The organism is Allosphingosinicella indica, from assembly GCF_900177405.1.
GTDB lineage: Bacteria > Pseudomonadota > Alphaproteobacteria > Sphingomonadales > Sphingomonadaceae > Allosphingosinicella > Allosphingosinicella indica.
Genome location: NZ_LT840185.1, coordinates 1519483 through 1538387 on the forward strand (window position 1 = coordinate 1519483; position 18905 = coordinate 1538387).

Sequence of the window (18905 nt, forward strand, 5' to 3'; positions counted from 1 at the left end):
CCCCAGAATAGGGAATGCCAGCATGACCGCCATCGCGTCCCGGTCCCAATTGCGTATGTCCTTTTTCCGCTATGCGCTGTTCACCGTGCCCGCGGTGCTGCTGCTCGGCACGCTCTCCGGCCGGCTCGCCAATTCGGGCTATGGCAATTCCTGGTTCGATGCGCTGGTGAAGCCCGATCTGATGCCGCCTGGCTGGGTGTTCGGCGCGGCGTGGACATTGCTCTACATCCTGTTGGGACTCGCCTTCGCGATGATTCTCCACGCCAAGGGCGCGCGGCTGCGCGAGGCGGCGATCGCGCTGTTCGTCGGCCAGCTTATCCTCAACTATCTCTGGTCGCCGGTCTTCTTCGCCTGGCACAAGGTCGGCGTGGCGCTGATCCTGATCGTCGCGATCCTTGGCGTTTCGATCGCAGTCACCGCCCTCTTCTGGCGGATCCGCAAGGCTGCGGCAGTGCTGATGCTGCCCTATCTGGCCTGGCTGTGCTTTGCCTCCTACCTCAATTACCAGATCCGCGTGCTCAACCCGGAGGCCGAAACCCTTGCGCCGGGCGCCGAGAGCACCGACATCGCGCTCTGAGACCCTAGGAGATACGTCCATGCAGTCGCAGAACCGTTTGTTCGACGATCTGGTGAAAGTGCTGAACGGCGCCGCCGGCACCGTCGCGGGCATGGGCCGCGAGGCGGAGACGGCGTTCCGCGAGCGCGCGCGCGACTGGGTCGGCGGGCTCGACATGGTGAGCCGCGACGAGTTCGAGGCGGTGAAGGCGATGGCCGTGGCCGCGCGCGAGGAGAATGCGGAGCTGAAAGCCCGTCTCGACGCGCTGGAAGGCAAGGCGAAGCCGCAAGCGGCCAAGCCGGCGGCGAAGCCCGCGCCCAAGCAAAAGCCCGCAGCGTCGGGGCGCGGCGACTAATCCACAGCTTTCTGTTATAGCGGCGCCCGCTGCCCTTGCGGCGGCGGTGCGGTGCGTTGCAGACTCGCGTGAGTGAAGGGCGTCAGGGATTGCGCATGACTGTCGACGAATATGAGGCCGAGCGCGACGCGGGCGCGCCGATCGACATGCTCGAATATTATTTCGGCGCGCACGGCTGGGCCTATGAGCGCAGCGGCGACGACGAGATCGTGGCGACGTTCCAGGGAAGCTGGGCGCAGTATGAGCTGCGCGCGATCTGGCGCGACGACGACAATGTCCTCCAGTTCCTCGCGCTCCCCGATATCCGCGTCGCGACCGATAAGCGCCCGCAGACCTATGAGACGATTGGTCTCATCAACGAGCAGCTCTGGCTCGGCCATTTCGAGCTGTGGGCGACCTCGGGCCTCGTGCTCTTCCGCCACGCCGCGCTGATCGAGAATGACGACGGCGCGACGCTGACGCTGCGCCAGGCGGAGACTTTGGTCGAAGCCGCGATCGAGGAGTGCGAGCGCTTCTACCCCGTCTTCCAGTTCGTGCTCTGGGCCGACAAGACCCCCCAGGACGCCATCGCCGCCGCGCTGATCGAGACGCAGGGCGAGGCGTGACCGCGCGGGCATTCCGTACCAGTCCCGTCATTGCGAGCGCAGCGAAGCAATCCAGCAATGGCTGGATTGCCGCGGCGCTACGCGCTTCGCAATGACGATGGCATGATCCACCTTCCCGGCCCGTTCTGGATGATCGGCTGCGGCAATATGGCCGGGGCGATGCTCGAGGGCTGGCTCGCGGCGGGGCTGGACCCAGACCGCGTGACCGTCATTCGCCCCAGCGGCACCCCCGCGCCGGGCGGCGTGCGCACGCTCACTGCGCTTCCCGCCGACGAAACGCCGGCGATCGCGATGCTCGGCGTCAAGCCGCAGAAGCTGGACGATGTCGCGCCGTCGCTCGCGCCCGCTCTGGCGCCCGAGACCATCCTCGTCTCGATCCTCGCCGGGGTCGAAACCGCCTCGCTCCGCGCGCGCTTTGCTGCGCCGCGCACAATCGTTCGCGCCATGCCCAACACGCCGGTGGCGCTCCGCAAGGGCGCGACGGGGCTGTTCTCCGACAGCGCCCACCCGGCTGCGCGCGAAGCCGTGGGCGCGCTGATGACGGCGCTCGGCCACGCCGAATGGGTGGAGGACGAGGATCTGCTCCATGTCGTCGGTGCGCTCTGCGGCAGTGGCCCCGCGTTCGTCTTCCGTTTCATCGACGCGATCGCGGCGGCGGGCGCGGCGCTCGGCCTGCCGCCCGAGCAGGCGGCGCGGCTCGCGCTCGCGACGGTCGACGGCGCAGGCAGCCTCGCCGGATCTTCGCCCGAAACGCCGCACGAGCTTGCGGTGCGCGTTACCAGTCCCGGGGGGATGACCGCGAAGGGGCTCGACATCCTCGACGACGACGCTGCGCTCGCCGATCTCGTCCGCCGCACCCTGGAGGCGGCCGTCGATCGCTCGCGCGAGATGGGGGCGGCGGCGCGGCGCTGACGCGTTGACCGCGCCTCCCGGCTTTCCTATCCCGCCCCCGCACCACAGCCGACGGGGACCGACATGACCGACCAGCGCAGCTTCGACGACCGGGACGGTTGGATCTGGTTCGACGGCAAGCTGGTGCCCTGGCGCGAGGCGAACGTCCACGTCCTCACCCACGCGCTGCATTATGCCTCCGCGGTGTTTGAGGGGCAGCGCATCTATTCGGGCGAGATCTTCAAGCTCAGCGAGCATAGCACGCGGCTCCGCAAGAGCGCGTCGCTGCTCGGCTTCGAGCTGCCCTGGACGGTCGAGGAGCTCGACGCCGCCTGTATCGAAGTGATGAAGGCCAATGGGCTGGAGGACGGCTATATGCGTCCGCTCGCCTGGCGCGGGTCCGAGCAGATGGGCGTCGCGGCGCAGCGCACCAAGCCGCATGTCGCGATCACTGCCTGGGAATGGGGCACCTATTTCGGCCATGAGGCGATCGAGAGCGGCCTCCGGCTGGACATCTCGCCGTGGCGCCGCCCCGCCCCCTACACCGCGCCGACCGAGAGCAAGGCGGCGGGCCTCTACATGATCTGCACGCTCGCCAAGCACCGCGCCGACGATCGCGGCTATAACGACGCGCTGATGCTCGACTGGCGCGGGCAGGTGGCGGAGGCGACCGGCGCCAACGCCTTCTTCGTCAAGGACGGCGCACTGCACACGCCGGTCCCCGATTGCTTCCTCGACGGCATCACCCGCCGCACCGTGATGGACCTCGCCCGCCGCCGCGGGATCGAAGTGATCGAGCGCAAGATCTGGCCCGAGGAGCTGGAGAGCTTCGAACAATTCTTCCTCACCGGGAGCGCTGCCGAGGTGACCCCGGTCCAGTCCGCCGGCCCGTGGAATTTCGAAGTCGGCGATCTCACCCGCCAGCTCCGCAAGGATTATCTCGACCTAGTGCATCGGCGCCTGCCGAACGCGTAACCATAGACGTCACCCTGAACTCGTTTCAGGGTCCATGGCGGAGACGGTCGCGACCCTCATCGCGATGGATGCTGAAACAAGTTCAGCATGACAAAGGTGAGGTAAGGAGACGCCTCAACTATTCCCGCGCTTGCGGCGTGTTTCCCAGCCTTTCTTGGCCGCGGCGGAGCGGTCGGCGGCGCTGCGGCTGGCCGAGGCCGCGCCGCCTTTCTTGCCACCTTTCCGCGACGAAACCTTGGTATCGGGCTTGCCGCGGCCGGAGCCAGACTTGTTGCCGCCGCCGCTTTCCTTGTTCACCGTCGCCCAAGCGCGCGCTTCGGCTTCCTTCCGGGGAACACCGCGCTCTTCATAGCCTTGCTCGATATGCGTGGCCTTGCGCTTCTGCTTGTCGGTGTAAGCGGATTTGTCACCCTGTGGCATGACGGCCTCCAAGACTGTGGGGTACCGATCCCAACGCGCCGCGGGAAGCGCGGTTCAGCGATGGAATAAAATCGGCGCCGCAGGCGTAAGGTTCGCATATGTGGGGAAAAACGGACGTCCAGCGCGCACTGCCGGTGCTGCGCCGCTATGCACGGAGCCTCGCGCGGGACCGCGCGGCGGCGGACGATCTCGTGCAGGACGCGCTGCTCCGCGCCTATGAGAAGAGCGGCACCTTCCAGACCGGTCGTTCGCTCAAGGTCTGGCTGCTGGCGATCCTGCGCAACGCCTTCATCAGCGGCATCCGGCGGCGCGAGGCGGAAGCCGCGCGCGACGAGGATTTCGCCTATCAGACCGCCGACGCGATCGCCTCGAGCGATCCCGAGCAGGCGGTCTATCTCGCCCAGATAGCGGCGCGCTTCTCGCGGCTGCCGGAAGCGCAGCGGTCGGTGCTCCACCTCGTCGCGGTCGAGGGCTTTTCCTACCAGGAGGCGGCGGACGCGCTCGAGGTGCCGATCGGCACCGTCATGTCGCGCATCAGTCGCGCCCGCGCGGCGCTCCGCGAGGCCGACGTCGCTCCCCATCCCCTGCGTATTGTCGGAGGCACCGATGCGTCCTGAATCGATCGAGCCGATCGAGCTCGAAGCCTATGTCGACGATCAGCTCGATCTCGCCCGCCGCATGGCGGTGGAGGAGCGGCTGGCGCACGATCCCGAGCTCGCCGCCAGCGTGATGGCCGATCTCCGTGCCCGCAGCGCGCTTCGGCTGCTCGCCCGCGCGGAAGGGCCGGTCCCGTCCGGCCTCGGCAGTGCCGCTGATCGGCTAGACCGGCGGCTGGCGGGCAAGCCGCGCTCGCGCCTGTTTCGTCCGCTCGCCGGGCTGATGACCAGCGCCGCCGCCGTGGTGCTGCTGATGATCGCGGTCAACGACGGCCCCGCACAGGCCGAGCCGCCGCCCTACGTCGCCGATGCGCTGATGGCCTATCGCACCGGGATGCTGCGCGCCGGCATGGAATCGCTGCCGCAATCGCGCGTGTTCGATGCGGGCGAAGTGATGCGCGCCACCCGCATCCGGATGCCCGTGCTGCCCGAAGGATGGACCGTGCGAGACGTGCAGATCTTCCCGTCGGACGAGGGACCGGCGCTGCAGATCATGGTTGATACCGCCGAGGAGGATGCGATCTCGATCTTCGCGATCCACGCCGGCAGCGATGCCCCCGCCACACCCGTGGTGATCGACAAGGGCGCGGAATCCGTCGCTTACTGGCGCAACGGCGACATCTCCTACGCGCTAACCGGGGCGGCCGCGCCCGAGGCGCTGGACATCGCGGCGCGCGACCTGGCGGACAACCGGCTGCGCTGACCGCATGACCGCAACGCGAATCCTACCCGGCGATCACGCGCCCTGGTTCCATGCGCAGGCGCTTTCGGGATCGCCGCGCTACGCCTTCGATTCGGTCGCCGGGCGGCATGTGCTGTTGCTGTTCATGGGATCGGCCCGGTTCGCGCCCACTGCGGCGGCGCTGTCGGTGGTCGTCGCGCATCGCGCATTGTTCGATGATGCAAAGGCCTGCTTCTTCGGCATCACCGTCGATCCCGAGGATGCGGAGATGGGGCGGATCGCGCAGCGGCTCCCGGGGCTCCGCTTCTTTCTCGACTATGATCGTTCGGTGAGCCGCCTCTACCACGCCGAGGAAGGCCCGGAGCGTTATCGCCCGCACTGGCTGGTGCTCGATCCGGCGCTGCGCGTGCTCGGCGCCTTCCCGGTCGATCGCGGCGAGGAGGCGATCGCCTGCCTGCGCGGTGCGATCGAGGCCGCGCCGCCCGAGCCGCACGCGCCGGTGCTAGTGGTGCCGGACGTGCTGGAGCCCGAGCTCTGCCAGCGGCTGGTCGGTTATTATCGCGATCGGGGCGGTGTCGAATCCGGCTTCATGCGTGAAGTAGACGGCCAGACCGTGCTGGTCCACGACGCGACCCACAAGCAGCGCCGCGACGTCGAGGTGGACGATGCGGAGCTCCGCAATTCGGTGCTGGCACGGCTCGCGCGGCGGCTGACCCCGGCGGTCCAGCGCGCCTTCGCATTCGAGCCGACACGGATCGAGCGCCACCTCATCGCGTGCTATTCGGCCGGCGCGGGCCATTTCCGGCCGCATCGCGACAATACGACCAAGGGCACCGCGCACCGCCGCTTCGCCGTGACGCTCAACCTCAACGCTGGTGAGTATGACGGTGGCGATCTGCGCTTCCCGGAATTCGGCCCGCGCACCTATCGCGCGCCAACCGGCGGCGCGGTCGTCTTCTCCTGCTCGCTGCTCCACGAGGCGACACCGGTGACGCGCGGCGAGCGCTTCGCCTATCTGCCTTTCCTCTACGACGAGGCCGCGGCCGAGGTGCGGGAAGCCAATCTCAAATATCTCGGCGAGAATGGCTGAGGGGAGCGTGCCCGCTCACATCCGGTAGAAGTCCGCCAGCCGGTCGAGCGCCAGGCCGAGCACCAGCTTGCCCGCGCGCGCCGGCCAGCCGAGCGCGCTCTCGGCATCGCGCATGCCCTCGCCCGCGCAGACCGTCCGCCAGGCGATGTCGGAGAGGCCCGGGCCGACTGCTTCGATCGCGGCGTCGAAGCGGCGCTTGGCTGCGATCTGGGCGAGCGTCGCGCTGCCGTGATCGTGACTGCCGCGCGGCGTGCGGCCGAGCGGCGGCGCATCCCAACGCATCGTCACCGACGCGCCGAGCTGCGCCATCTCCCAGTCGGCGCGCAGCCGCTCGCCCGCGTCATATTGGCGCTGGCTGACATGGCCGCGCGCCTTCAGCCAGCCGAGCGGCGATTCCACGGCGTTGACGGTGACGCTGCGCACCGGGCGCTTGCCGGCATGCGTCCGCCCGCGGCCATCCTGCGGCAGCGCCTCTTCCACCAGCAATCGATTGCGTCGCATCCACCCTCCATCGCCCGTCGAATCGTCCTTGCCACGCCGGATGGAATGTAGGACAGAAGGAAACCGTATCGGTTAAAAGGATCGCCGCATGATCACCCGCATCCGCGAAGTTCGGCGCGCGAAGAAGATGACGCTGCAGGAAGTCGCGGACCAATGCATTCCGCCGACGACGCCGCAGACCGTGGGCCGGCTGGAGACGGGTACGCGCACGGTGTCGGTCGGCTGGCTCAACCGCATCGCCAAGGCGCTGGGCGTCGAGGCGGCGGATCTTGTCCGACTTCCCGAGCGCGACGACCTGCCGATCGCGGCGCTGCTCGGCCCCGACGGCGCGCATGCGCCGCGCCGCGAGGCGCTGGCGCTGCCCCCGGCGGTGGAAGCGGGGATGATCGCCGTGCGCGTCGAGGCGGGGATCGGCGATTATCGCGCGGGCGACGAAATCTGGTGCCGGCGCCTCGCCCCCGACGCCTTCAGCCAGGCGATGAACCGCGACGTGCTGCTGCCGCGCCCCGCCGGACGCTTCGTCTTCGGCCGGCTGATCGGCCGCGAGGCGCCCGCGGGCGAAAGCGGGGGTAAGCTCCACCTGCTGCCGCTCGGCTCCGGCCAGCGCCAGACGGTGATCACCGATCCGCCCTGGGCCGCCGTCGCCGTCCGCCTTGTCCGCCCGCTTTGAGTGGACCGTCACCCTGAACTCGTTTCAGGGTCCATGCTGGAGACGATCGCGATCGTCAGCATGACGGGGAGGGGTACATCATCCCAACCCCGCGCTTGACCGCGCCGCGGCGGCGCCTACATGCAGCGCTCACCCCTTGGGGCGCTTAGCTCAGTTGGTAGAGCATCTCGTTTACACCGAGAGGGTCGGCGGTTCGAGCCCGTCAGCGCCCACCACAGGAGCCCGGACCATGACCACCGGCACGCTGTCCGCCAGCGGATACGATCTCACACCCCTGAACGACGCCGAACGCACCGCCGCCGAAGCGGATCTCACTGCCGAGGAGCGCGAAGTCCTGCTCCATCACGGCACCGAGCGCGCCTTCTGCGGCACCTTGCTCGCCACCAAGGAGCCGGGCGCCTATGCCTGCCGCCTGTGCGGGCTGCCGCTGTTCAGGGCAGGCGCCAAGTTCGAGAGCGGCACCGGCTGGCCGAGCTTCACCGAGCCTTACGATCCGCAGCATATCGCCGAGATCACCGACCATTCCTACGGCATGGTGCGCACCGAAATCCGCTGCGCACGCTGCGCATCTCACCTGGGCCATGTCTTTCCCGACGGCCCGCCGCCGACAGGGCTGCGCTACTGCCTCAATTCGGTGGCGATGGTATTCGTGCCGGACGGTTCCGAGCCGGCACGCCGCCTGCCCGATCGCGCCTGATCGCTGCCGGATCATCGTGACGCAGCCGTAATTTTCGGCTAGTCTGCCGCGATGCTGATCCTTCTCGCCTTCGGCATAGGCGTCGTCGCGGGGCTCCGCGCGATGCTCGTTCCCGCCGCGGTTGCCTGGGCGGCGCATCTCGGCTGGATCGATCTTTCCGGCACCTGGCTGTCCTGGCTGGCACATCCCTGGACGCCGTGGATCGCGACCCTTCTCGCGGTGGGCGAGCTCGTCACCGACAAGCTCCCGACTACGCCGAGCCGCAAGCAGCCGCCGGCCTTCGCCGCGCGCATCGCGATGGGCGCGCTTGGCGGCGCGGCGATCGGTATCGCGGGCGGCGCGCTGTGGCTGGGCCTTGCCGCCGGCGCGGTAGGCGGCATCGCCGGCACGCTCGGCGGCGCCGCGATCCGCGCGCGCCTTGCCGCCGCATTGGGCCGCGATCTCCCCGCGGCGCTGATCGAGGACGTGGCGGGCATCGCGCTCGCCATCGCGGTGCTGTCGGCGGCGGCATGAGCCGCGGCTTCGACGCGATCATCATCGGCGCCGGGCAGGCCGGGCCGCCGCTCGCCGGGCGGCTGACCGCTGAAGGCATGAGCGTTGCGCTGATCGAGCGGCACCTTATCGGCGGCACCTGCGTCAACACCGGCTGCATGCCCACCAAGGCGATGGTCGCCAGCGCCTATGCCGCGCATCTCGTCCGCCGCGCCGGCGAGTACGGCGTCGGCATCGGCGGCGACATCACGGTCGACATGGCCCGCGTCCAAGCCCGCGCGCACGGCATCACGCGCGACGCGCGCGAGGGCAACACGCGCTGGCTCGAGGGGATGGAGCGGCTGACCCTTATCCGCGGCCATGCCCGCTTCACCGGCCCTAGCGCGATCGAGGTGGACGGCGAACGGCTGACCGCGCCGCGCATCTTCCTCAACGTCGGCGGGCGCGCGCTCGTGCCCGATCTTCCGGGCGTCGACCGCGTGCCATTTCTCACCAACAGCTCGATCCTTCAACTCACCGAAGTTCCCGAGCATCTGCTCGTCGTCGGCGGCTCCTACATCGGGCTCGAATTCGCGCAGATGTTCCGCCGCTTCGGCGCGCGCGTGTCGGTGGTCGAGCGCAGCCCGCGCATCGTCATGCGCGAGGACGAGGACGTGTCGGAAGCACTCCAAAGCCTGCTGGAAGACGAGGGGATCGCGATCCGCACCGGCGCCGAATGCATCCGTCTCCAGCCGGGCCGCGAGGGCGGCGTCGCCATCGCGGTCGATTGCGCGGACGGGCCGCCGGTGATGGAGGGGAGCCATCTGCTGCTCGCGGTCGGCCGCGTCCCCAACACCGCCGATCTCGGGCTCGATGCAGCCGGCGTCGAGACCGACGCGCGCGGCTACGTCACGGTCGACGAGCATCTCAAGACGAGTGCAGACGGCGTCTGGGCGCTCGGCGATTGCAACGGCCGCGGCGCCTTCACCCACACCGCCTACAATGATTACGAGATCGTGGCTGCCAATCTCCTCGACGGTGCGAACCGCAAGGTCGGTGCGCGCGTCTCCGGCTACGCGCTCTACACCGATCCGCCGCTCGGCCGCGTCGGAATGAGCGAGTCGGAGGCGCGCAAGTCCGGCCGACCGCTGCTGATCGCCAAGCGGCCGATGAGCCGCGTCGGCCGCGCCAAGGAGAAGGGCGAGACCAAGGGATTCATGAAGCTGATCGCGGACGCAGAGACGCACCGCATCCTCGGCGCCGCGATCCTCGGCACCGGCGGCGACGAGGCGATCCACGGCATCCTCGATGCGGTTCATGCGGGGATGGATTATCGCACGCTACGCTGGGCGGTGCCGATCCACCCCACCGTGTCCGAGCTGATCCCGACCCTCATCATGGACCTCGCCCCGGCCTGATCCGAAGGCGCCAGTGAAAGGCTTCCCCTCCCGCCGCGCCGCGCTATAAGGCGCGCCGGCTGCTGGGGCGTCGCCAAGTGGTAAGGCAGCGGCTTTTGGTGCCGCCATTCGCAGGTTCGAATCCTGCCGCCCCAGCCAGCGGCTCCGGTCGCCTCCCGATTTAGCGGTGAGCGACGAGATGCGACACGTTAGACCGATGTCCGACTTCGGCTATGACGCCATTTGCGAACAGTCTGAACGGCGGAAAGCAGGGCGAGGAAAACCCCGCAACCCACCCAGGCGGCTTCTGAGGCGTCAAAATTGCCGGGCTCCATCCAATGGCTCCAAGCGAGACCTATGCCGAGCAACGCGCCCAACCCCAACTGCGCGTAAGATATTCTCGAGAAGGCCAGCGCGCGGGCCTCGTCCAGATCCTGTAAAACGCTGCGCCGAAAGGGATAAGAATTGCCGGGACCGCAATCCAGACGGCGGTGGTGCGCGCTGCTTCGTCTTGCTGCGGCACCAGCCATGCTAGGAGGAAGATGACAAACACAGACCCAGGAACCAGCGACCAGAATATGTAGCGCGCGGTCCTGTTGAATGATGCGACGAACTCATCGCGCTCCGCCTGAGTAACGCGAATGGCAGCGCCTTTGAGGTCTCGCCGGTAAAGAAAGCTCTCTCCATCCTGCTCGAACTGATCCGCGAACATTTTACGGAGCCGATCTCGATGCGGATTTCTGAACATGAGCAGATGCTAGCACGCCCAATGCGCGGAGTAATTACCGAAGAAGCTGCGCCGAATGGTCGGCGCGGGCTGGTCCAGGATCCGGAAGGTTCCGGGCCACACTCGAAGTTTACTCGGGCGGATTGGATATCGCTCCACGCAATATCGAAGCGCGCGAGAAATTTCGTCAGACTGTCCTCTTCGTTGGACGATGATTTGGCACGTCGAGACGCGCAAAAGAGGGTTCGCCTGGCATCGGGGCTGATGGGGCGTCGCCAAGTCGAACTTTGCGCAACTCGACTTGGACAACCCGACCGATCAGAAATCGCCTCTCAGCGTCGCGATTTCGTCGTCGCGGCCGGTCATTTCCCAGCGGATGAGGGAGATCGGGACCGCGCCCGCGGCGCGGAACTGATCGTGGAATGCGCGGATGTCGAAGCTGTCGCCGAGCTGCATCGATCGCTCGGCCAGCAGCCGTTCCAGCTCGACCTTCCCGATATGATAGCCGATGCCGTAGCCCGGCTGCCGCAGATACAATTCGATATCGAACTGGGCGATGGCGTCGCCCTTGTGCATCCAGCGCGGCGTGCGGCTGATCAGCGAGGCGTTGGCCTCCGCCCAGGTCCATTCATTGGCATGCATGCGCACTTCCGGCCGCAGGCGCGCGGCGCGCTTCGCCCCCAGCATATAATCGATCTCGCGGGTGCGCGGGCTGCCGTCGAGCATGCCGCCCTGGAGGATCATCTCCTCCAGGTAGAAGGCCCAGCCTTCGTTGCGGACGCCGTCGACGAAGAACAGGCGGCGCTGCCCGCGGATCGGCCGCGTGTCGCGCTCCGCCTGCAGCCGATCGAACATATGGCCGGGCAGATTGTGCGCGCGCAGCGGCGTTCCGTCGCGGAACTCGGTCTGGAAGAAGAAGTGGACGTTCTCGGGATCGTCGAACAGCCCCGGCCGCTTGGGATCGCGCTCCGCGGGGAGGATATACGGCCCTTCCGCCGGATCGTGGCGGAGATAATCGGGCACGGTGACCCACTTGCCTTCGCGCAGGAAGGTCAGCAGCGCCTCATCCTCACGCGCGCGCTTCGCGTCGAAGGCGGCGCGGCTGCGGACCATCGGGATTTCGGGGAGGTCGCGATTGCGATGCTCCTCGATCCGCAGGAAGGCGACCATGCGCTGATATTCCCGGTCGCCAATCGTCTCGATCTGGTCGGCGGTGTAGGGCAGCAGCAGCACATGGCGCAGATACCAGTCGTAATTCTCACGCCCCACGCCGCCATGCGCGGGGAGCCCCGCTTCGATCTGCGTCAGCCAGGCGAGGAAGCCGGCCGCGGCATCGCGCGCACGGGTCGCCGGAGCTACGAGCTCCGGGTTGTGCGCCTTCGCTTCCGAAGCCAGCCGGGAAAAGACGTTCACTTCAATGCGCTTCTGCTCGATCGCGAGGCGGGCGAGATCGCCGCGCGGTTCGGTCAGATTGGCGCGGGCTTGGCGCAGCGCTTCGGGCACTGCGTTCAGTTTCTTCGCCAGCGCACCAGCCTCGGCCGCCGGCATCGGCAGATCGGGGATCGAGAATGCGCCGTGCATCTTGGGGCCGAAGCCGAGGTTGGTCGTACTGTAGAAAGCCGGATCGCGCTGCCAAGGTTTCAGCACGCGATGCTGGAAGTCCATCCCGCGCATCTCGGCGAGCACGACCATATAATCGACCCTGAGCGGAATCGGCCATGCGCTGTCGTCGATCGCGCGCAGGCGCCCCATCAACTGCTGCAGCGCGCGATATTGCGCACCCGTCGCCGCGGGCGAATAATCGGGAACGCCGTCGCGCATCGGCGGCGGCACCAACGCGCGAAACTCGCCGTGCAGCGCGACGAGCGCGCGATAGGCTTCGGGCTGTGCCTCGGCCCCGGAGGTGGCGGTCACCCCCGCCGGTGGCGGCGATGCCTGCTGGGCACTGGCCGCTTGGGAAAGCGCCACGCCAGCGAGAAGCGGAGCGAGCCATCGTGCCGCGCGCCCTATCCGATGTTGCACGTGCCGCTCTCCCTTGCCTGTGTTCTGCGTGCCCGCGATGCAGCCGCGCCGCGTCAGATGGTGTTGAAGAAGCGCGTGAGCCGCTCCATCCCTTCGCGCACGCGCTCTTCGGATTCCGATCCGAAGCAGATGCGCAGATGTCCCTCGCCGGCGGGCCCGTAGAAAGACCCGGCTTCGGTGACGACATGCGCTTTGTGGAGGATCTCCGTCGCGAGCGCGGCCGATGTGCGGCCGGTGCCGCGGATATCGGGGAAGGCGTAGATCGTGCCTTGCGGCTCCGCGCAGGTCACGCCGGGCATCTGGTTGAGCGCGCGCACGACGATCTCGCGCTTGCGCCGGTCCGCCTCCACCATCGCGTGCATCGGCTCCTGCGGTCCGGTAACGGCGGCACGCGCGCCTTCCTGCACGAAGACGTTCACATGGGTGACGTCCGTGGTGATGATGCGGAGGATCGCCGGGATGAGCCTGGCGTCGGCGGTGAGATAGCCGACGCGCCATCCGTCCATCGAATAGGCCTTGGTGAAGGCGAAGCAGGTGATCGTGCGCTCGCGCATTCCGGGCAGCGAGGCGATGCTGACATGTTCGGCGCCATCGTAGGTGATATATTCGTATACCTCGTCGCACAGCACGATGAGGTCGTGGGCGATGGCCAGTTCGGCGACGATCTCCAGCTCGGCGCGGGTGTAGACGCGGCCGGTGGGGTTGGCGGGATTGACCAGCACGATCATCCGCGTCTTCGGCGTGATCTTCGCCGCGATCGCCGCGTGCGAGATCGCGAAATTGTTCGCCGCGTCGAGTGGCGCGGTGACCACCGTGCCGCCCGCCAGTTCGACCTTGGCGACATGCTGCGGATAATAAGGCTCGAGCAGGATAACCTCGTCGCCCGGATCGATCGCCGCCATGAACGCGGCGAAGGACGCGTGGGTGAGGCCGTTGGTGACGAGGATCTCGTCGACGCCATAATCCAGCTTGTTGAAGTCGGTGAGCTTCTCCGCGAGCGCCTGGCGGAAACTCAGCGTGCCGCGAAAATCGCCATAATGGACGATGCCGGCATCGAGCGCCGTCTTCACCGCCTCCTTGATATGACCGGGCGTATCGGCATGCGGTCGCCCGAATTCCAGATGGATGAGATCGAGCCCCTGCGCTTCAAGCTTCACGGCTTCCTCATACATGCCGAAGCTCTTGTTCGAGCTTCGCTGCAGCCGCTGCGCGGGCCATTTCATCGTGCGGTGTCTCCGGTGCTGGGGGATTGGGGACGGGCGCTCAATCGCGCTTCAGGTCCGACAGCGGCGTGTGCGGCCACAGCTTCGCGACTTCATCGCCATGACCGGTGAGGTCGTAGCGCAGCAGCGATACCGGAAGGCGGCCCGCATTCATCAGATAATCGTGGAAATCGCGCAGCGAGAACTTGTCGCCGAGTTGGCGGCGCCGATCGACCAGCAGCCGCTGTAGCTGCATCGCGCCGATCGTATAAGTCATGCCGTAACCAGGCGGGCGGCGCAGATAGATCGCCGCATCGACCCGCGCGACATTGTCGTCGAGATAGGGCGTCCATTCCTTCCAGAATTTCATCACCTCGCCGACGTTCATCTCGTTGCGCTGCATCTTGACGTCGCCGATCGTCCGCGCCGCGCGGAACAGGCCGAAGACGTAGATGAACTCGCGCGTGCGCGGCCGATCGTCGAACAGGCCGAGCTGGAGAGCGGTCTCCTCGATGTAGAAGCCCCAGCCCTCGGTGCGGCCGCTATCCGATATGTGGGCACGAATGGGATGCGTGAGCCGTTTGGCGGCGTGGCCGTCGAAGCGGTGGCCGGGGAAGGTGGCGTGGAGATGGTCGGGCGATGCGTCGCGGAACTGGATCTGCTCCCAGAACATCGGTCCTTCCGGCCGCACCACCCACGGCGCGTTGTAACCCATCTCCTGATAGGTGGCCGGCATGTAATCGGGAACGGTAATGATCTCCTCGTCGACCAGCCAGCGGCGGATCTTCGCGTCGGTCGCAGCGAGCTGCGCCTCATACTCCTCGCCCGACTTCGGAAGCGGAACCTCGGGCAGCTTGCGGTTGCGATGGCGCTCGGCCGTGTAGAAAGCCCAGTGGCGCTCCAGCTCCCGCTGACCGAGCAGCACGATGTCGTCCGAGGTGTAAGGCATCAGGCGCACGTTGGTGAGGAACCAGTCATAGGCCGCTTCGCCGACGCCCGCCTTGGCCGTCATCTTCGGCCGGTTGGCGGTCAGCCACTGGCGATAGCCCTGGATCGCCTTCTCCGCGGCGCGAATGTCGGCGACTAGCGCGGGTTGCTGGGTCTCAGCGCGCTTCCGCAGATCGGCGAACCAGCCGATCAGGCCGGCGGGCTCGACGGCGCGGTAGGGCATGCCGTGGCCGACGCCATCGCCATTCGAAAGATTGTGGATTGCGAGGTCGGCATAGTCGTGTGCCACCGAATCGAGATTGACGCGGGCCTGCGAGAGATAGGCAGGAATGCCGCGCAGGCGGGTCTGCAGCGTTGTCAGCGCCTCGCCTTCTAATGGCAGCTCCGCGTAAGCAAGCCGCTGGATCTCGTCGATATACATGCCCGGATCGCGGGCCCAGGGCTTGGTGACGTTCAGGATGAAGTCCTGGAGATCCATCTGCGCGCGGACGGCAAGGTAATCGACCTGCTTGTGGCGATCCCAGCGCGCGACGGCGAAGTCGGGGAGGCGCGCCTGGAATGCGCGCAGCTCGGCGCGGCGCCGGTCCGTGGCGGCGGGGCTGTAGTCGACCACGCCGTCCGCCGGCTGCGCGCTGCGCCAGGCGTGGAATTCGGTAAAGAGCGCCGTGAAATCCTCGTAGCTTCCTGCGCCGTTGGGGATCGCGGCGCTCGATGTGGAGGCTGCGGCCGGTGCCGTCGTCTGGGCCGAAGCCGGTGCCACGAAAGCGCTGCCTGCCAGCAACGCGCAGGCCAGTCCCAGAACGTGTCGCATCGCTATGCTCCTCCTGTGTCGGCAATATCCTCCGGCGCAAGCCTCGCGCTGCACCGCAAAAATATCATGTGATTCTGAACATTGTTGAAGATTTTCGGCTGCGTCAATGCACGACGACGATCGATCGTGTTCGATGCTTGCTGCGCCGGTGCCGTGACTCGACTGCGCGCAATACCGCAGAGGCACGCGACGTTTCATGCTCAGCGTACGCGCCGAACGTTGCGTTGGATGAAAATTTTGTTTCACCGCCAAAGCGGGTTGCGAGCCCGCCCAAATCATGCTCAAAATCACGCATATCTTCACTCAAAACATTGCGTGAGCATGGAGGGGACGGGACTATGTCGACAAACCGCAGGACCGCGAAATGCATGGCCCTCAAGGCCGGATCGGCAATCCTTTTGGCGGCGCTTTGCAGCGGCGCGGCGTTCGCCCAGACGGCCGACGAATCGCTTCCGCCGGAAACCACCCTTACCCCCGATGCGGGCGAATCGATCGTCGTCACGGGCTCGCGCATCCCGCGGCCGGACGTCGTTTCCAACAGCCCGGTCAACGTGATCGGCGAAGAGGAAATCAAGCTCACCGCGTCGAACGAGACCGAGCAGATCCTGAACTCGATGCCGCAATTCTCGGCGGGCTTCGGATCGCAGTCGAACAACCCGGGCAACGGCACCGCCACGGTGAACCTTCGCAACCTCGGCACCGTGCGCACGCTGGTCTTGATGAACGGCCGCCGCATCGTCGGCTCGGGCGAGGACGGCGTCGTCGATATCAACATGATCCCGCCCGCGCTCATCAAGCGGATCGACGTTGTCACTGGCGGCGCTTCGGCCGTCTACGGTTCGGACGCGATGGCCGGCGTTGTCAACTTCGTGATGACGGACGACTTCGAAGGGCTCGAGCTTGGCGCACAGGCGGGCGTCTCGAGCCGCGGCGACAGCGCGCGCTATAACGTCGATCTTACCGTCGGCGGCAATTTCGCCGACGGCCGCGGCAACGTCGTTTTCTACGCCAATTATTTCAATCGTGAGCAGACCTTCGCCTCGGCGCGCGATCACGCGACGGTGTTCCTGGTCGATGCTGTGCAGAACGGCGTCGGCGTCCTCGTTCCCGGTGGCAATGCCGTGACGCCGCAGGGCACGATCTTCGCGCCTTCGCTCGTCGGGCTTCGCGATCAGTTCGGTAACACCATCGGACCGCAGGGCATCTTCTTCGCGGATGAAGGGTGGCGCGCCTATCGCGGAAGCGACGGCTTCAACGATCGCCCGTTCAACAATCTGCAACTCCCGCTCGAGCGCATCCAGGGCGCGATCCTCGGCCATTACGAGGTGAGCGACGACATCAAATTCTTCTGGGAAGGCACCTACGCCCGCTCGCGCGTCAACTCGACCCTGGGCGCGCTGCCGATGAGCAGTTCGGGCTTCATCCCCGGCTTCCAGCTCGATCTGCGCAATCCCTATCTTCCGGACACTCTGCGCGAGTTCCTCCGCACCAATCTCGATGCAGACGGCAACAATCTCGTGCCCGTCAACATCAACCGCCGCATCCTCGAGTCCGGTCCGCGGACCAGCGATCAGACGCGCGATTTCTGGCGTGGTGTCCTGGGTCTGCGTGGCGGGCTCACCGACAAGCTGAACTGGGAAGTCTTCTTCAACCACGGTGAGAACGATCTTCGCGACCGGCAGGGTGGCGGTATCCTGATCGATCGCTTCGCGGCGATGTTCCTCACTGATCCCAGCAATCCGTTCCGCTGCGCGAACGGCGACCCAAGTTGCCCGGTCATCAATCCCTTCGGCCTCAACACGCTGACGCCGGAGATGGTTGCTTATTACAATGTCGATCTCACGAACATCACGCGCGTACGCCAGACACAGGTCGGCGGCACGGTGACGGGCTCGCTCTTCGCACTTCCGGCCGGCGATGTCGGCATCGCGGTGGGCGCGGAATATCGCAAGGAATCCGCGCGCTTCCAGCCCGATCAGCTCTATGTTCTGGGCGATGCGATCTCGCGCTCGGCGGGCCTCCAGCCCACCGGCGGCAGCTACGACGTGTCCGAAGTGTTCGGCGAGATTTACGTGCCGTTGCTCGCCGACATGCCTGGCGCCGAACTGCTCGCGGTCGAAGGCGGCATCCGCTATTCGGATTACTCCACCGCGGGGTCCGTCGTCTCCTACAAGATCGGCGGCGAATATACGCCGTTCCGCGGGCTGAAGCTGCGCGGCCTCTATCAGCGCGCCGTGCGTGCGCCGAACATCACCGAGCTCTTCTCGGGCGCGACCAACACCGCGCCGCTGGCGACCGACTTCTGCAACGCGGGGCCGAACCGCACTGCGCAGGAGCGTCAATTCTGTATCGATCTCGGCGTGCCCGCGGCACTGATCGACGTGTTCCAGCAGGAGAACGTCCAGATTCGCGCCATCACCGGCGGCAATCCCAATCTGTCCGAGGAAACCTCCGACACCTGGTCGGTCGGCGCCGTGCTGCGGCCAGACTTCATCCCCAACCTTCAGATCACCGTCGATTATTACAACATCAAGATCAGCGACGCGATCGCGCTGTTCGGCGGCGGCCTGCAGCCGACGATCAACGCCTGCCGGGGCAATCTCAGCCTCACCAATCCGTTCTGCGTGCCGCTGCAGACGCGTACGCCGGACGGGCAGTTGCAGGACGTTCCGCTGCTCAACCAGAACATCGCCGAGATCACCGCGTCGGGCATCGATTTCCGGCTCGACTATCGTCACGAGATCGGCGCGGGCAGCCTCGGCTACTTCCTCGCCGGCGCCTATCTCTTCGAGAATGAAACGACGAGCAGCCCGGTGCTGAACCCGATCGACTGCGCGGGCTTCATCGGCGGCGGAAGCTGCGGCAGCGCCAATCCGCGCTGGCGCTTCACCCAACGGCTGACCTGGGATGCCGATACCTTCCAGATTTCGCTGCGTCACCGCTTCATCGGAAAGGCGAGGGACGGACGGATCGCGGCCGCGGAATCCACCGGCTCCGCGCCGCCGCTGCTCGCGGTGCCGAGCACGCCCGATGTCCATTATCTCGACCTTTCGGCGAGCATCGACGTCAACGAGCGCTTCCGCTTCTTCGGGACGATCGACAACCTTCTCGATCGCGATCCGCCGTTCCAGCTTTTCGAACGGCAGACCTATGATGCGATCGGCCGGCGCTTCACGGTTGGTTTCACCGCCAACTTCTGAGGACGCAGGGGCTCGACGCCGCGCTGGAG

19 protein-coding genes and 2 tRNA genes are annotated in these 18905 nt (G+C 66.8%); 15 read left to right on the forward strand and 6 right to left on the reverse strand.

Annotated elements, in window-relative coordinates:
* The first annotated feature begins 22 nt into the window (after positions 1–22).
* From B9N75_RS07520 to B9N75_RS07540, 5 genes are all read left to right on the forward strand, one after another.
* Positions 23–577, forward strand: coding sequence for a TspO/MBR family protein (locus B9N75_RS07520; RefSeq protein WP_085218237.1), 555 nt, complete (start codon positions 23–25; stop codon positions 575–577).
* Positions 578–596: 19 nt separating this feature from the next.
* Entirely contained in the window at positions 597–911 is a 315-nt protein-coding gene (locus B9N75_RS07525; RefSeq protein ID WP_085218238.1) for an accessory factor UbiK family protein, read from the forward strand.
* A 95-nt stretch (positions 912–1006) separates the two neighbouring features.
* Positions 1007–1516: a type III secretion system chaperone family protein gene (locus B9N75_RS07530; protein ID WP_072046982.1), complete on the forward strand. Its 510-nt coding sequence runs from the start codon at positions 1007–1009 to the stop codon at positions 1514–1516.
* Between the two features lie 57 nt (positions 1517–1573).
* Complete coding sequence (proC, locus tag B9N75_RS07535; protein WP_244552291.1) at positions 1574–2428, forward strand: pyrroline-5-carboxylate reductase; 855 nt, start codon at positions 1574–1576, stop codon at positions 2426–2428.
* 63 nt (positions 2429–2491) lie between these two features.
* Positions 2492–3382 (forward strand): branched-chain amino acid aminotransferase, encoded by an 891-nt coding sequence (locus tag B9N75_RS07540; protein WP_085218239.1) that lies wholly within the window; start codon positions 2492–2494, stop codon positions 3380–3382.
* Between the two features lie 114 nt (positions 3383–3496).
* Here the strand turns inward: B9N75_RS07540 and B9N75_RS07545 are convergent, their stop codons facing one another.
* Complete coding sequence (locus B9N75_RS07545) at positions 3497–3802, reverse strand: plasmid stabilization protein (protein ID WP_085219466.1); 306 nt, start codon at positions 3800–3802, stop codon at positions 3497–3499.
* Between the two features lie 98 nt (positions 3803–3900).
* On the opposite strand from B9N75_RS07545, the gene B9N75_RS07550 reads away from it, so the two are divergent.
* From B9N75_RS07550 to B9N75_RS07560, 3 genes are read left to right on the forward strand one after another with little or no spacing between them, the layout of a single operon-like run.
* A complete protein-coding gene (locus B9N75_RS07550; protein WP_085218240.1) occupies positions 3901–4419 on the forward strand; it encodes a sigma-70 family RNA polymerase sigma factor in 519 nt (172 codons plus the stop codon).
* Positions 4409–5161, forward strand: coding sequence for an anti-sigma factor family protein (locus B9N75_RS07555; RefSeq protein ID WP_085218241.1), 753 nt, complete (start codon positions 4409–4411; stop codon positions 5159–5161). Before B9N75_RS07550 ends, B9N75_RS07555 begins: the two co-directional genes overlap by 11 nt.
* A 4-nt stretch (positions 5162–5165) precedes the next feature.
* Positions 5166–6230, forward strand: a complete 1065-nt coding sequence (locus B9N75_RS07560) for a 2OG-Fe(II) oxygenase (protein WP_085218242.1) — start codon at positions 5166–5168, stop codon at positions 6228–6230.
* A gap of 15 nt (positions 6231–6245) precedes the next feature.
* Here B9N75_RS07560 and B9N75_RS07565 read toward each other — a convergent pair whose 3' ends face one another.
* The gene (locus B9N75_RS07565; RefSeq protein WP_085218243.1) at positions 6246–6731 is read right to left on the reverse strand and encodes a DUF6456 domain-containing protein; all 486 of its coding nucleotides are present in this window, start codon (positions 6729–6731) and stop codon (positions 6246–6248) included.
* Positions 6732–6819: 88 nt separating this feature from the next.
* Between B9N75_RS07565 and B9N75_RS07570 the strand changes: the two genes are divergently transcribed.
* The 6 genes from B9N75_RS07570 to B9N75_RS07595 all read left to right on the forward strand — a co-directional run bounded on the left by B9N75_RS07570 (position 6820) and on the right by B9N75_RS07595 (position 10125).
* A complete protein-coding gene (locus tag B9N75_RS07570; RefSeq protein ID WP_085218244.1) occupies positions 6820–7401 on the forward strand; it encodes a helix-turn-helix domain-containing protein in 582 nt (193 codons plus the stop codon).
* Between the two features lie 139 nt (positions 7402–7540).
* Positions 7541–7616: transfer RNA gene (locus B9N75_RS07575), tRNA-Val, on the forward strand.
* Between the two features lie 14 nt (positions 7617–7630).
* Positions 7631–8098, forward strand: a complete 468-nt coding sequence (msrB, locus tag B9N75_RS07580; RefSeq protein WP_085218245.1) for a peptide-methionine (R)-S-oxide reductase MsrB — start codon at positions 7631–7633, stop codon at positions 8096–8098.
* A gap of 51 nt (positions 8099–8149) precedes the next feature.
* Positions 8150–8611 carry a DUF4126 family protein gene (locus B9N75_RS07585; protein WP_085218246.1) on the forward strand — a complete coding sequence of 154 codons (462 nt, stop codon included), beginning with the start codon at positions 8150–8152 and terminating at the stop codon, positions 8609–8611.
* Positions 8608–9987 carry an FAD-containing oxidoreductase gene (locus B9N75_RS07590; protein WP_085218247.1) on the forward strand — a complete coding sequence of 460 codons (1380 nt, stop codon included), beginning with the start codon at positions 8608–8610 and terminating at the stop codon, positions 9985–9987. Before B9N75_RS07585 ends, B9N75_RS07590 begins: the two co-directional genes overlap by 4 nt.
* Positions 9988–10050: 63 nt before the next feature.
* A tRNA-Gln gene (locus B9N75_RS07595) sits at positions 10051–10125 on the forward strand.
* Positions 10126–10321: 196 nt separating this feature from the next.
* Here the strand turns inward: B9N75_RS07595 and B9N75_RS07600 are convergent.
* From B9N75_RS07600 to B9N75_RS07615, 4 genes are all read right to left on the reverse strand, one after another.
* Positions 10322–10714 carry a hypothetical protein gene (locus tag B9N75_RS07600; RefSeq protein WP_172840836.1) on the reverse strand — a complete coding sequence of 131 codons (393 nt, stop codon included), beginning with the start codon at positions 10712–10714 and terminating at the stop codon, positions 10322–10324.
* Positions 10715–11011: 297 nt separating this feature from the next.
* A complete protein-coding gene (locus B9N75_RS07605) occupies positions 11012–12661 on the reverse strand; it encodes a DUF885 family protein (RefSeq protein WP_157123742.1) in 1650 nt (549 codons plus the stop codon).
* 107 nt (positions 12662–12768) lie between these two features.
* Entirely contained in the window at positions 12769–13938 is a 1170-nt protein-coding gene (locus tag B9N75_RS07610; RefSeq protein WP_085218250.1) for a pyridoxal phosphate-dependent aminotransferase, read from the reverse strand.
* A 40-nt stretch (positions 13939–13978) separates the two neighbouring features.
* Positions 13979–15676 (reverse strand): DUF885 family protein, encoded by a 1698-nt coding sequence (locus B9N75_RS07615; protein ID WP_172840837.1) that lies wholly within the window; start codon positions 15674–15676, stop codon positions 13979–13981.
* A gap of 368 nt (positions 15677–16044) precedes the next feature.
* Between B9N75_RS07615 and B9N75_RS07620 the strand changes: the two genes are divergently transcribed.
* Positions 16045–18876 (forward strand): TonB-dependent receptor plug domain-containing protein, encoded by a 2832-nt coding sequence (locus B9N75_RS07620; protein WP_172840838.1) that lies wholly within the window; start codon positions 16045–16047, stop codon positions 18874–18876.
* The last annotated feature ends 29 nt before the right edge of the window (positions 18877–18905 follow it).

Excerpts from the sequence above, each read along its gene's own strand:
- B9N75_RS07520 (WP_085218237.1), top strand. The coding sequence starts at position 23 with ATGACCGCCATCGCGTCCCGGTCCCAATTGCGTATGTCCTTTTTCCGC.
- B9N75_RS07525 (WP_085218238.1), top strand. The coding sequence starts at position 597 with ATGCAGTCGCAGAACCGTTTGTTCGACGATCTGGTGAAAGTGCTGAAC.
- B9N75_RS07530 (WP_072046982.1), top strand. The coding sequence starts at position 1,007 with ATGACTGTCGACGAATATGAGGCCGAGCGCGACGCGGGCGCGCCGATC.
- proC (WP_244552291.1), top strand. The coding sequence starts at position 1,574 with ATGGCTGGATTGCCGCGGCGCTACGCGCTTCGCAATGACGATGGCATG.
- B9N75_RS07540 (WP_085218239.1), top strand. The coding sequence starts at position 2,492 with ATGACCGACCAGCGCAGCTTCGACGACCGGGACGGTTGGATCTGGTTC.
- B9N75_RS07545 (WP_085219466.1), bottom strand. The coding sequence starts at position 3,802 with ATGCCACAGGGTGACAAATCCGCTTACACCGACAAGCAGAAGCGCAAG.
- B9N75_RS07550 (WP_085218240.1), top strand. The coding sequence starts at position 3,901 with ATGTGGGGAAAAACGGACGTCCAGCGCGCACTGCCGGTGCTGCGCCGC.
- B9N75_RS07555 (WP_085218241.1), top strand. The coding sequence starts at position 4,409 with ATGCGTCCTGAATCGATCGAGCCGATCGAGCTCGAAGCCTATGTCGAC.
- B9N75_RS07560 (WP_085218242.1), top strand. The coding sequence starts at position 5,166 with ATGACCGCAACGCGAATCCTACCCGGCGATCACGCGCCCTGGTTCCAT.
- B9N75_RS07565 (WP_085218243.1), bottom strand. The coding sequence starts at position 6,731 with ATGCGACGCAATCGATTGCTGGTGGAAGAGGCGCTGCCGCAGGATGGC.
- B9N75_RS07570 (WP_085218244.1), top strand. The coding sequence starts at position 6,820 with ATGATCACCCGCATCCGCGAAGTTCGGCGCGCGAAGAAGATGACGCTG.
- msrB (WP_085218245.1), top strand. The coding sequence starts at position 7,631 with ATGACCACCGGCACGCTGTCCGCCAGCGGATACGATCTCACACCCCTG.
- B9N75_RS07585 (WP_085218246.1), top strand. The coding sequence starts at position 8,150 with ATGCTGATCCTTCTCGCCTTCGGCATAGGCGTCGTCGCGGGGCTCCGC.
- B9N75_RS07590 (WP_085218247.1), top strand. The coding sequence starts at position 8,608 with ATGAGCCGCGGCTTCGACGCGATCATCATCGGCGCCGGGCAGGCCGGG.
- B9N75_RS07600 (WP_172840836.1), bottom strand. The coding sequence starts at position 10,714 with ATGTTCAGAAATCCGCATCGAGATCGGCTCCGTAAAATGTTCGCGGAT.
- B9N75_RS07610 (WP_085218250.1), bottom strand. The coding sequence starts at position 13,938 with ATGAAATGGCCCGCGCAGCGGCTGCAGCGAAGCTCGAACAAGAGCTTC.
- B9N75_RS07615 (WP_172840837.1), bottom strand. The coding sequence starts at position 15,676 with ATGCGACACGTTCTGGGACTGGCCTGCGCGTTGCTGGCAGGCAGCGCT.
- B9N75_RS07620 (WP_172840838.1), top strand. The coding sequence starts at position 16,045 with ATGGCCCTCAAGGCCGGATCGGCAATCCTTTTGGCGGCGCTTTGCAGC.